The sequence below is a fragment of the Flavobacterium tructae genome (assembly GCF_002217475.1).
Lineage (GTDB): Bacteria > Bacteroidota > Bacteroidia > Flavobacteriales > Flavobacteriaceae > Flavobacterium > Flavobacterium tructae.
The window spans coordinates 68,161-80,124 of sequence record NZ_MUHH01000009.1; the positions used below are offsets into that span (position 1 = coordinate 68,161).

Consider the following 11,964-nt stretch of genomic DNA (forward strand, 5'->3'; position numbering starts at 1 on the left):
GATGAAAGCAAGCGTTATTACCTCAGCCCTATTAGTTTTACTGACTTTAGTAAGTTGTAATTCTACCCCTTCATTGCAGAAGTATTTTGTTGAAAACACAGACAACAAAGATTTTATTGCACTTGACATTTCATCATCGATTCTAAATGTGGAAAAAGCAAAATTATCTGCAGAGCAAAATGAAGCTTTAAAATCATTTGACAAAATGAATATCCTGGCTTTCAAAGAGACGTCTAAAAATCAGGCGCAATTTGAAACAGAACGCAGCAAACTGAAAGAGATCCTGAAAAATCCAAAATACCAGGAATTAATGAAGGTCGGTTCAGGTAAAGACGGCGCATCAATAAGTTATGTAGGAGCCGACGACAACATCGAAGAATTTGTAGTTTTTGCCAACAAAAAAGAAAGTGGTTTTGTAGTGGTGCGTGTGTTAGGAAAAAACATGAACCCTAACAATATTATGACCTTGATGTCGGTTATGAAACAATCCAATATTAATATGGATCAATTAAAACCTTTGCAACAATTAATGAAACCATAACATCTTACTTTATAGTAAAACAAGAGAGCTCCGTAATCCGGAGCTTTTTTTATTTAACATTTTTAGAAGATAATACTGAATAATATTACTTCCGTTTGTTTTGAGATGACCCGAATTTATCTATATTTGTTCATCAACCAAAACAAAATTATTAAACTAAGTATGGTACAAAAAACATCGAACGCCTTTATAGCGGCATCATGGGTAGCTCTTGGAGCAGGAACAGTTGGATTTATAGTAGGACTTGCAAGAGCCGAAATGCTTTTAAACGAAAAAGGATATTATTTCACCGTTTTAATGTTTGGTCTTTTTGCTGTTGTCTCCTTACAAAAAAGTGTCAGAGACAGACTGGAGAAACTTCCGGTAACTGATATGTATTACGGAATCTGCTGGTTCGGAACTCTTTTATCTATTGTATTGTTAATCGTGGGCCTATGGAATGCTACGATCTTACCAAGTGAAAAAGGTTTTTATGCTTTTGCTTTTTTATTGGCTCTTTTTGGAGCTATTTCGGTACAAAAAAATACGAGAGACAATATGGCGTACTCTTCAAATGAATAATATTTCAAACTAGAATTAATCAAAAACAACTTCCAAAATTAACCACAAAAAAAGCTCCATCACTGGAGCTTTTTTTATAGTAAGACTTGAGATTATTTACTCAGGTACATTTTTCTTCTGGAATACAATTCGTAGAATTGATCGTCTTTTAGATCGTCAATAAACAAGATACTCTCTCCTGTCGATTTCATTTCAGGTCCTAATGCTTTGTTTACATTGTGGAATTTACTGAAGGAGAAGACCGGTTGTTTAATCGCGTATCCTTTCAATTGTGGGTTAAAGTCAAAATCAGTTACTTTATTGTGTCCTAACATTACTTTTGTAGCGTAGTTCACATAAGGCTCACCATAAGCTTTAGCAATAAATGGTACTGTTCTGGAAGCTCTTGGGTTTGCTTCGATAATGTAAACGGTATCGTCTTTTATCGCAAACTGAATATTGATCAGACCCACTGTTTTTAAAGCTCTGGCAATTTTCTTCGTGTGATCTTTGATTTGCTGCATTACGAATTCTCCTAAGTTAAAAGGAGGTAAAGTAGCATTACTATCTCCGGAGTGAACTCCACAAGGTTCGATATGCTCCATAATTCCGATAATGTAAACGTTTCCGTCTGCATCACAAATCGCATCCGCTTCCGCTTCAATTGCTCCTGCCAAATAGTGGTCTAAAAGCAATTTATTTCCAGGAATAGTTTTCAATAAATTGATCACATGCTCCTCTAACTCTTTCTTGTTGATTACGATTTTCATTCCCTGACCTCCTAATACATAAGAAGGACGAATTAATAGTGGGAAATCCAACTGATCTGCCAGTGCAGAAGCTTCGTCAGCCGTTTCTGCAATTCCGAATTGTGGGAAAGGAATGTGTAATTCTCTCAACAAATCTGAGAATCTTCCTCTGTCTTCGGCTAAATCAAGTGCATCAAAACTAGTTCCGATGATTTTCACACCGTATTTAGATAATTTTTCTGCCAGTTTCAAAGCAGTCTGTCCACCTAACTGTACGATAACACCTTCCGGTTTCTCATGCTGAATGATGTCGTAAATATGTTCCCAGAAAACCGGTTCGAAGTATAGTTTATCCGCCGTATCAAAATCAGTCGAAACCGTTTCAGGATTACAGTTGATCATGATAGTTTCATAACCACATTCTTTGGCTGCTAAAACCCCGTGTACACAAGAATAATCAAACTCAATTCCCTGTCCAATTCTGTTTGGTCCTGAACCTAAAACGATGATTTTCTTTTTCTCCGTTACAATACTTTCGTTATCTACATAACGCTCCCCGTTTGCTTTTTCAATTTCTGCCTCAAAAGTCGAGTAGTAATAAGGTGTCTTAGCTTTAAACTCAGCCGCACAAGTATCTACCAGTTTAAACACACGGTTGATATTTTTGTCCATACGCAAAGTGTGTACTTCACTTTCCAGACAATTCATCATGTGAGCAATTTGTCTGTCGGCGAAACCTTTTTGTTTGGCTTCAAGCAAAAGCTCTTTCGGAAGAGTCTCTACTTTATAATTTGAAATTTCTTTCTCTAAAGCATACAATTCCTCGTATTGTTTCAGGAACCACATATCGATTTTTGTGATTTCATGAATACGGCTCAATGGGATTCCCATTGCGATTGCATCATAAATTACAAAAACACGATCCCAACTTGCAAAAGTCAGTTTTTCGATAATCTGCTCGTAGTTTTTATATCCTTTTCCGTCAGCTCCTAAACCGTTTCTTTTAATTTCTAAAGATTGGGTGGCTTTGTGTAATGCTTCCTGGAACGAACGTCCGATTCCCATTACCTCTCCAACAGATTTCATCTGAAGTCCTAAAGTTCTGTCGGCACCTTCAAATTTATCAAAGTTCCAACGTGGTATTTTTACGATTACATAATCTAAAGTCGGTTCAAAAAGAGCCGAAGTTGATTTTGTAATTTGATTTTGTAATTCGTCTAAGTTGTATCCTAAAGCCAGTTTAGAAGCGATTTTAGCGATCGGGTATCCTGTTGCTTTTGATGCTAAAGCTGATGAACGCGACACACGAGGGTTGATCTCGATCGCTACGATATCTTCTTTTTCATCTGGTGAAACTGCAAACTGTACGTTACAGCCTCCTGCAAAATTTCCGATACTACGCATCATCAGGATTGCATAGTCACGTAATTTTTGGAATGTTGTATCCGATAATGTCATCGCCGGTGCAACTGTAATCGAATCTCCGGTATGAATTCCCATTGGGTCCATATTTTCGATTGAACAGATGATCACAACATTATCATTTTTATCTCTTAAAAGCTCTAACTCGTATTCTTTCCACCCCATTAAAGCTTTATCAATTAAAACTTCATGTATCGGAGAAGCCTCAAGACCTCTGGTTAAAAGCTCATCAAAATCTTCTTTTTTATAAACTACCGCAGCTCCGGTTCCTCCAAGAGTAAAAGAAGGACGAATTACTAACGGAAAACCGAACTCCTGTGCAATCTCTTTACCTTCTAAATAAGAAGTGGCCGTTTTTGCAGGTGCAGTTGGAACATTTATTCTTTCTAAAAGCTGTTTGAACTGCTCTCTGTCTTCTGTAATATTAATTGCATTGACATCAACTCCAATTAATTTCACTCCGAAATCCTGCCAAATTCCTTTCTCTTCAGCTTCCAAACACAAGTTCAGTGCAGTTTGTCCTCCCATTGTAGGCAAAACGGCATCAATTTGTGGATGTTCTTTCAGAATTTCAATAATCGATTTTGTCGTTAATGGCTTCAGGTAAATATGATCGGCCATACTTGGATCGGTCATAATTGTTGCTGGATTCGAGTTTATCAAGATAACTTCAATCCCTTCTTCACGAATAGAACGTGCAGATTGAGAACCTGCATAGTCAAATTCGCAAGCTTGGCCAATAACAATAGGTCCTGACCCTATTATTAAAACTGATTTTATTGATGTGTCTTTAGGCATTTTATTTGTATTGTGTAGTTATTATAAAAGTACTTCAAAAAACATTCGTAGTGTATTCTAAACTAGAACGTTGCAGATTTTTTTACCGACAAGGTATAAAAAAAGGCGATACTAAAAAAGTAACGCCTTATTTATGTTTATAGAAACATTATTTCTTGTGTCTAGGTTCGCTAGAAACAGTTAATTTATGTCTTCCTTTTGCTCTTCTACGCGCCAGAACTTTTCTTCCATTCGCTGAAGCCATTCTGTCCATAAATCCGTGCTTATTTCTTCTTTTTCTTTTCGATGGTTGAAATGTTCTTTTGCTCATTGTTTTGTATCTTTAAAATGGTATCTAATATCTTTTTCTGTTTTTGAATATCATTATTCCAAAACCGAGTGCAAATATACAAAGACTTTTTTTTCTGGCAAGTAGTTTTATAAAAATATTTTTAATTCCTTTTGCTATCTTTGCAATCACAAATTTACAATAATTATGTTTCACAAAAATATTAAACTTATTTTAGCCGGACTTCTTGTAGTCGCTGGTATTTGGCAATTTACAGAGAGTAATATCGGGAATGGTATTTTCCTTATATTATTAACTGCAATTCCTGTTTTTCTTTACTTCAAAAACGAATTTATCCTTTTAGCCTTCCTTAAATTAAGAAAACAAGACTTTGAAGGAGCTAAAAAATGGCTTGCTTATATCAAAAACCCTGAAGCTGCCTTAGTAAGAAAACAACAAGGATACTTCAATTACCTACACGGTATCATGTTATCTCAAACCAATATCAATCTGGCGGAGAAACATTTCAAAAAAGCAATCGAACTTGGATTATCAATGGATATGGACCTTGCCGTTGCAAAATTAAACCTTGCCGGAGTTGCAATGTCACGCAGAAGAAAACTTGAAGCGACTAATTTATTAAACGAAGCTAAAAAATTAGACAAACAGGGAATGCTAAAAGAGCAAATCTCGATGATGAAAGAGCAAATGAAAAAAATCTAATTTTTCAATTACAATATTTTAAATCCCAAATTCCACAAGAGTTTGGGATTTTTTTTGTTTTAGATTTCTGAGTAAAGTGTAAGATGTGAAATGTGAGATGGAGTTTTTGACTTAGGATTAAATTTGTCATCCCTCGTTCCTCATGATGATAATATTACCCGTAAAAACCTAAAACTTGAAACTTGAAACCTGAAACTTGGAATTTGGAACTTAAAAAACTTGAAATTTTAATTTTCCAAGATAATCGAAGGCAGATTTTCATTCAGCCATTTGTATTTATTAAGAATCATAATATGTGTTCCTCCCTTAACTACAATGCAGCTATTAATATACTTTATAGGAAAAACATCATCCTGATCTCCGTGAATATGAATCACTTTAGGATCGATTTCACTTCTGTTCCATAAAATAATCGATTCGACAGCCCATTGCAAATAATTGAGATCCCGTACCGCGAGAAACTTTTCATACAACTTAATACGCTTGTTTACTTTTTCTCCAAAAGAATATTTCGCCAGATTTTCGATATTCAAAATTAACTTCATCGGAATGAGCTTATATGCTTTTGTAGTTTTTCCGATTTTCATTCGCCTTGGAAATTCTTTATTACTTCTTACACTTGAAATAATAATTACTTTTCGCGCATTAATATGTTTTGCTATTTCCTGAACCAGGACACCTCCGAAAGAAACTCCTACCAGAACCGGATTCTCATGTTTAATGTTTTTAGAAATTCGAAAAGCATAATCTGATAAAGATTCTTTTGGCTGCGGAATCTCCCATTCCAGCAAACACATTTCAAAAACAGACTCGTCTAAACTGATCCGCTCAAAAATAGCGGGACTTGCCGCAAGGCCGGGCATAAAATATACAGGAATTTTACTCATTTGACTGCACGAGAATTTAAGGTTACCGCTTTTTTTAAGCTAAAATTACTTTTTTTAGCAATATCCAATGCAAATCTTACACCATAAATTACTCCACAAACCAAACAACAGTAGTAAACATGCACAATTCGGAGCTATTTCACGGGATTAAAAAATAATTTTATATTGAAAATCAATTGATTAACTTTGCAATCCCGTTAACTTATATTGAAACATTTTTTCCAGAATGTTCTTTATAAAATTATCAAATGTTCTTTTCTATTATTTTTTTTAATTCAATCCCCCAAAACATGACAAATATGGAACACATTGAAACTATGGAAATCAAAGACAATACTTTTGCAAGACAATTTGAAACCATAGTCCCTGAAGGCTTACTTTCTGTGGAGTATTCTTTTCAGGAAAAGAAAATTTTCTTAACCAAAATCAACTCCCCTGAAGGCTTTGATAATCAAGCCACAATTGACACTTTATTAAAAGGTATCATGGAAGTGGTTAGCGAAAAGAAATTCCGAATAATGCCTATCCACCCAAAAATTGTATTGTTTATTAAAAAAAATCCGGAATACAAAGAGTTACTTCCTCCAGGAATCCGCATTTAGAAATCCCCAATTAACCGGAGCCACAACCCTCCTATTACCATATAAATAAAGAGCATAACCAGACCGGTTATCAAACCTTTGACCCACCAGCTTTTCAGGTCGACATAACCGCTTCCGAAGAAAACTGGTGCCGGCCCGTGCCCGTAATGGGTTAAAGTTCCGTAAAGAGAACCTACAAATCCCAACATAAAAGCCAATAGCAAGCCCGGAATTCCAAGTGAAATTCCAACACCCAATAATGCAGCATACATAGCAGCCACGTGAGCTGTTGCACTTGCAAAAAGGTAATGACTAAAAAAGTATACCAATACAATAATAGGAAATGCCATTTGCCAGCTCAAACCTCCTATTTCAGCTTTTACCACATCGCTAAACCAGCCAATAAATCCCAGTTCATTGAGCGAACTTGCCATCATCACCAAAACGGAGAACCACACTATGGTGTCCCAGGCTCCTTTTTCAGCTTTTACATCATCCCAGGTTAACACAGAAGTCAATAATAAAATAACCAATCCGATAAAAGCAGTAGTTGTCGCATCAATAGAAAACAGATCGCCAGTCATCCAAAGAAACAACAGAATAAAAAAGGTCAACAGCATCATCCATTCGTTACGGGTGATCGCTCCCATTTCTTTTAGTTTCTGAGCTGCAATTTGCGGAGCATCTCCCGTTTTTTTCAATTCAGGCGGGTATATCTTGTATAAAACCAAAGGAATTACAAAAAAAGCAACCAGACCCGGAACTATCGCTGCTGTTGCCCATGAAATCCAGCTAATTTTAATTCCCAGATTTAGTGCAAACTTCTGACACATCGGATTACTTGCTGTTCCCGTTAAAAACATTGATGACGCGATCAGATTTGCATTGTAACTGCTCAGAGTAAGATACGATCCTAATTTTCGATGTGTTTCGGGCTGATCCGGCATCGAACCAAAACTCATCGACATTGATTTCATAATTGGGTAAATAATCCCCCCTCCTCTTGCAGTATTACTTGGCACTGCCGGAGCCAAAACTAAATCGGCAAGGCCAAGGCCATAAGCCAATCCAAGTGAACTTTTCCCAAATATCCTGATAAACAAAAAAGCAATTCTGTTCCCCAAACCTGTTTTGATAAATCCTCTCGCAATAAAAAACGAAATTCCGATAAGCCAAATTACCTTATCACCAAAGCCTTTCAGAGCCAAAGTGATCGATTTTCCTGCATCTCCGGGAGCCAGCACCTGTGTAAAAGCGGTTAATGCAATCGCAATCATACACATAGTACCCATAGGAGCTGCTTTTAAAATGATTCCAAGAATAGTTGCCACAAAAATGGCAAACAAATGCCAGGCTTCTGCAACAACACCATCCGGTGCCGGAATAAACCAAATTGCAAGTCCAACGGCAAGTGTAATCAAGGTTTGAGGTATTTGTACTTCTTTCATAAAAAAAGGAAATTAAATTGTGTTATAGACGGAGTTGTAACTGAAGCAAAAACAAGTTGTCATTATAAAATGAGGTGTCAGGGATATTTTTGTCGAAACGATCAATTTCAAATCCCAATTCTATTCGTCCCGTATAAGCTTTCCCAAACTCAAGACTCAACATAGGCGTATACGTCTGACGTACATTTGAATTGACTTTATAATTATTGTCAAATGATTCAAAACGACAGGACAGTTCCAGTGAAGTTAATTTTTTATAATCGACCAAATATCGCAAATTGGGTAAAAAATAAATTCCCCGCATTTGATAATCGTCAACATTTGACGTTCTCGCATCTGCAGGTAAGGAAAAATACAAATTATGATTAGTCCCCTGCTTGTATTCAATTTGCAAATCAAAAGTCAATCTGTCGGTAAGCTTAAAATCACTGGTAATATCAATCCCCAAAGCGAAAACTTTCTGATTGGCTCTTTTCCCGATTCCGCCATTTAGACCCAGATTGATCTTGTGTTCTTTAGACAGACCAAAACCCCATCTGGTCGTATACAATTTTCCGTTATCATTATCCATTTCCTGATTTTTTCCGTTACCATTTAAAACAGAAATCGCATAGTTAACCGGAATCTTTCCAATATCGAAAGCTCCCGTTGCCGAAGCTCCAATTTGAAAACTTGTCCATCCGTTTTTACCAAACTCATAATACTGATTGGAAAAATCAAATGACTTTATAATATCAACAGGCACCAGCTCTTCTATACCAAATGCAGGACGGAACTGCCCTCCTGTTAAGGCTAAATATTTACTAAAAGTATATTTTCCGTAAGCATTTTCAAGAACTTTAGATTTGGGATCAGACTTAAAATCGGCAAGATTTACCAGAATTACAACTTCTGTGGCTTCGCTTAATTTGGTATTGAGTCCAACACGCATTCTTTTAATATCAAAGGAGCTTTGTGTTACTTGACCTGTAGAATGATGAACTCCCAAAACATCAACATTTTTACCGGTACTTTCCAAATAACGCGCCTGTAGAAGGCCTTTGAACTGAAATTGTGGGTACTTAACATCACTTTCCTTATCAGCGGCTGTTTGCGCATTCATAAAAAATGACGTTATAAAGAAAAAAATAATTTTTAGTAGTAGCGCTTTATTCATAAATGCTGTAAATCAAAAATTAGCTTAATATCTATAATCTAACCTTACCTTCTATTGGCACCGGAACCACGATTGGAATTTGGTGGCGCTGCTATACTTCTATTACCTGCCGGTCGGGTCGCAGGGCGTGTTACCGGCCGGGTCGTTGGTCTTGTAGTTGGTCTTGTAGTTGGTCTTGTAGTTGGTCTTGTAGTTGGATTTGTTGGCCGATTCACTGGCTGAGATGGTCTCGTCTCTGGTCGGGTTGATGGATTTGTTGGGGCTACCGGCCGCGTTGTTGGTCTTGTTGACGGATTTGCGGGACGGGTGGTAGTGGGTCTCGTGGGTCTTGTATTGGTAACCGGAGCAGGTCTCTTATAATCCCTTCCGTTGTAAGTTGCATTGTAACGGCCACTGCTTCTATAATCCCGAACTACAGTCGATGAATTTCTTCTGGTTGTATAATTATTATAATAGCGTTGGTTTCTTATATTGACAGTTCTTCTATAATAAGGATTTCTATAGTAATGCCCATGATATCCCCAATAATCATGATAATAAACCGGACGCCAAGGACGCCAATAAGGAGGATAATATCCCCAATACCACGGAGATCGGTACACTACATATACAGGAGAAAACAAATACAATACTACCGGCCACACGTTTATGTTTGTTGTCACATAACCCGGATTACCGGCTGTTGTATTATAATTATTGACTGTATTATTATTTACAATTACGGGAGCATCTCCTTTATATCCGGGATTAGGTGTTCCGACTGTAGCATCTGAAGGTTCTACAATATAATTTTTGCCGTACAAATCCTTATCTCCGATGATCTGAACATGTACATTATTCTTTTTATCTTTATCTACCTCAATAATAGCAACGTCCTGCTTTTCTGTGCTGCTTACTGCAACCTGAAGTACAATCACATGTGTATTTCCTTTCTTTTGACTTTCGATTTCGATATAATCAATCTCGCCATCATTATTCAAGTCCAGATTATTTACCTTACTATCCTGTTCATTTAAGACTCTTTCAAATTCTTCTAAAGTTTTGGATTTCTGAAAGACGTCTAAAACAGCATACAAATTAAGATTATCGCCCGGCAAACCTAAAGCAACAGGTTCGTTATCAGTTTGAGAAAACAATGGCAAACTAAACAAATAGGCTATCAAAACTACCAAAAATATAAAACTCTTTTTCATGTTAAAAATAAGTTAATTTGGAAATGCATTTACTAAGGTATGAAAAAACAGACAAACTCCAATACAAGCCGATAACTTTCTACAATACAAGCATAAAGTACTAAAAAAGTTTTAAATGTATTTTACTTTTTAAATATCTCAACAGCACTAATGTAAGACTTATATTCTTAACTTTGTAATAATTGTTCTTTCGATTCCTTCCCATTTCTTGTACTATCTTACAAAACCTGTTTAATGATTTGTCCAATAACAGAAATAAAAATTGTAATGAAAAAACACTTATTCCCTTTTCTATTTTTTCTTTCTTTCCACTCTGTACAAAGTCAGATTGCAGTTTCTTCAACTCTGGAAGAAGCCATTCAGAAGGCTATTGAAAAAAGCACTTCTTTAAAAAATAAAGATTTAGATATTGAAAAATTAAATCTTCAGGAGAAAGGCGTCTGGAACAAATACATTCCAACAATTGAAGCCAGTGCCTTATATTCTTATTTTGACAACAAACTCACGGTCGATCTTCCTACAGCTACCATTCCGATTGTAAACTATCCTTTGTTTGACGGAAAAACCGCTTTTAAAAACTATGGCAACATTTTTACAGGAAGTGTCATGGCTAAAACGGTACTATTCAGCGGCATGCAAATCCCAAACGGAGCGAAAGCCATCGAAGAGAAAACGAAAGGAACAGTATTCTTAAAAGAATCCGAAAAAGACGCCATCACAAAAGAGGTCATCAACACTTTTGACCAACTGGAGCTACTAAAAGTAATAGACAAACTTATTAAAGAAAGCGAAAATCGACTGGACACGGAAACCAAACGTGTTACAAAAGCAATTGAACAAGGACTTGCTATTCCGTATGACAGGGATAAGATCAAACTAGCGGCACTGGAACTTTCCTCTAAAAAGATTGAACTGGATGGAAAACGGAAACTAATTTATAAAAAAATTCAATATTTAACTGGGTATTCGATTAGCGAGATAGATCATGTGCAGTATACTTTAACCCCTTATTTAATTACGGATGAGAAATTAAGCACACAAAACAAGCAGGAAATAAAAGCTTTAGAATCTTTCAAATTGGCTTATGAATATTTATTAAAGAAGGAAAAAGGAACTTACTTACCCACACTCGGAGCTTTTGGTGGAGTATCCTATTCAAGTTTATTCAATGCCAATGCTACGACTCCCATTGTTACGGGAATCAATCAGGCCTTATATTTAGGTCTTAACGAACTAACCATAAGTCAGAACTGGATCGTGGGAGCCGCTATGAAATGGGAAGTCTTTTCCGGTTTTGAAAGAAAGCACAAAGTACACGAAGCAAAGATTAATATTGAACAGGTACAAAATCAAATCGATGATACGAAAGAAAAACTTGAACTTCTTCTTGAAAAAAATCTTGTCGATTATACGGTTCTGACTCAAAAAATAGACATCACCCAACAACAGGAAAAAGTCGCCAGTAACAATTTGAATCTGGCTATAAAACAATACAAAGAAGGCCTCATCAACATATCGGAACGACTTGAGGCAGAAAACGATTCTTATAAAGCGGCAGTAAACAAAACCACCACTTTAATCGAGCAAAGACTTGCCGCTATTGAAACCATAATTGCCACTGGCGATCTGTCGAAAAAACTATCCAAATAAAAGTTCTG

Annotated in this window: 11 protein-coding genes; 5 read left to right on the top strand and 6 right to left on the bottom strand. The window is 36.3% G+C overall.

What is annotated here, in order from left to right; all coding sequences use genetic code 11:
- The first annotated feature begins 1 nt into the window (after position 1).
- Both B0A80_RS02040 and yiaA read left to right on the top strand, forming a co-directional pair.
- Positions 2-541 carry a DUF4252 domain-containing protein gene (locus B0A80_RS02040; protein WP_070907610.1) on the top strand — a complete coding sequence of 180 codons (540 nt, stop codon included), beginning with the start codon at positions 2-4 and terminating at the stop codon, positions 539-541.
- A gap of 162 nt (positions 542-703) precedes the next feature.
- Positions 704-1,102 (top strand): inner membrane protein YiaA, encoded by a 399-nt coding sequence (gene yiaA / locus B0A80_RS02045; RefSeq protein ID WP_017498692.1) that lies wholly within the window; start codon positions 704-706, stop codon positions 1,100-1,102.
- A 92-nt stretch (positions 1,103-1,194) separates the two neighbouring features.
- Here yiaA and carB read toward each other — a convergent pair whose 3' ends face one another.
- Together carB and rpmH are read right to left on the bottom strand one after the other, a co-directional pair.
- A complete protein-coding gene (carB, locus tag B0A80_RS02050; protein ID WP_089076245.1) occupies positions 1,195-4,050 on the bottom strand; it encodes a carbamoyl-phosphate synthase large subunit in 2,856 nt (951 codons plus the stop codon).
- 148 nt (positions 4,051-4,198) lie between these two features.
- Complete coding sequence (rpmH, locus tag B0A80_RS02055) at positions 4,199-4,360, bottom strand: 50S ribosomal protein L34 (protein WP_008464848.1); 162 nt, start codon at positions 4,358-4,360, stop codon at positions 4,199-4,201.
- 165 nt (positions 4,361-4,525) lie between these two features.
- Between rpmH and B0A80_RS02060 the strand changes: the two genes are divergently transcribed.
- Positions 4,526-5,041: a hypothetical protein gene (locus B0A80_RS02060; RefSeq protein ID WP_017498817.1), complete on the top strand. Its 516-nt coding sequence runs from the start codon at positions 4,526-4,528 to the stop codon at positions 5,039-5,041.
- A 227-nt stretch (positions 5,042-5,268) separates the two neighbouring features.
- On the opposite strand, the gene B0A80_RS02065 is transcribed toward B0A80_RS02060, so the two are convergent.
- The gene (locus B0A80_RS02065) at positions 5,269-5,928 is read right to left on the bottom strand and encodes an alpha/beta hydrolase (protein ID WP_089076246.1); all 660 of its coding nucleotides are present in this window, start codon (positions 5,926-5,928) and stop codon (positions 5,269-5,271) included.
- Between the two features lie 317 nt (positions 5,929-6,245).
- Here B0A80_RS02065 and B0A80_RS02070 point away from each other — a divergent pair, with 317 nt between their 5' ends.
- The gene (locus B0A80_RS02070; RefSeq protein ID WP_026110230.1) at positions 6,246-6,530 is read left to right on the top strand and encodes a GNAT family N-acetyltransferase; all 285 of its coding nucleotides are present in this window, start codon (positions 6,246-6,248) and stop codon (positions 6,528-6,530) included.
- Here the strand turns inward: B0A80_RS02070 and B0A80_RS02075 are convergent.
- From B0A80_RS02075 to B0A80_RS02085, 3 genes are all read right to left on the bottom strand, one after another.
- The gene (locus B0A80_RS02075; RefSeq protein WP_017498813.1) at positions 6,527-7,957 is read right to left on the bottom strand and encodes an anion permease; all 1,431 of its coding nucleotides are present in this window, start codon (positions 7,955-7,957) and stop codon (positions 6,527-6,529) included. The two genes, B0A80_RS02070 and B0A80_RS02075, sit on opposite strands and share 4 nt — an antisense overlap.
- 22 nt (positions 7,958-7,979) lie before the next feature.
- Positions 7,980-9,059 (bottom strand): porin, encoded by a 1,080-nt coding sequence (locus tag B0A80_RS02080; protein WP_089076247.1) that lies wholly within the window; start codon positions 9,057-9,059, stop codon positions 7,980-7,982.
- A gap of 98 nt (positions 9,060-9,157) precedes the next feature.
- On the bottom strand, positions 9,158-10,306 hold the full coding sequence (locus B0A80_RS02085; RefSeq protein WP_089076248.1) for a hypothetical protein: 1,149 nt from the start codon (positions 10,304-10,306) through the stop codon (positions 9,158-9,160).
- Positions 10,307-10,573: 267 nt separating this feature from the next.
- On the opposite strand from B0A80_RS02085, the gene B0A80_RS02090 reads away from it, so the two are divergent.
- A complete protein-coding gene (locus B0A80_RS02090) occupies positions 10,574-11,956 on the top strand; it encodes a TolC family protein (protein ID WP_089076274.1) in 1,383 nt (460 codons plus the stop codon).
- Positions 11,957-11,964: the final 8 nt, after the last annotated feature.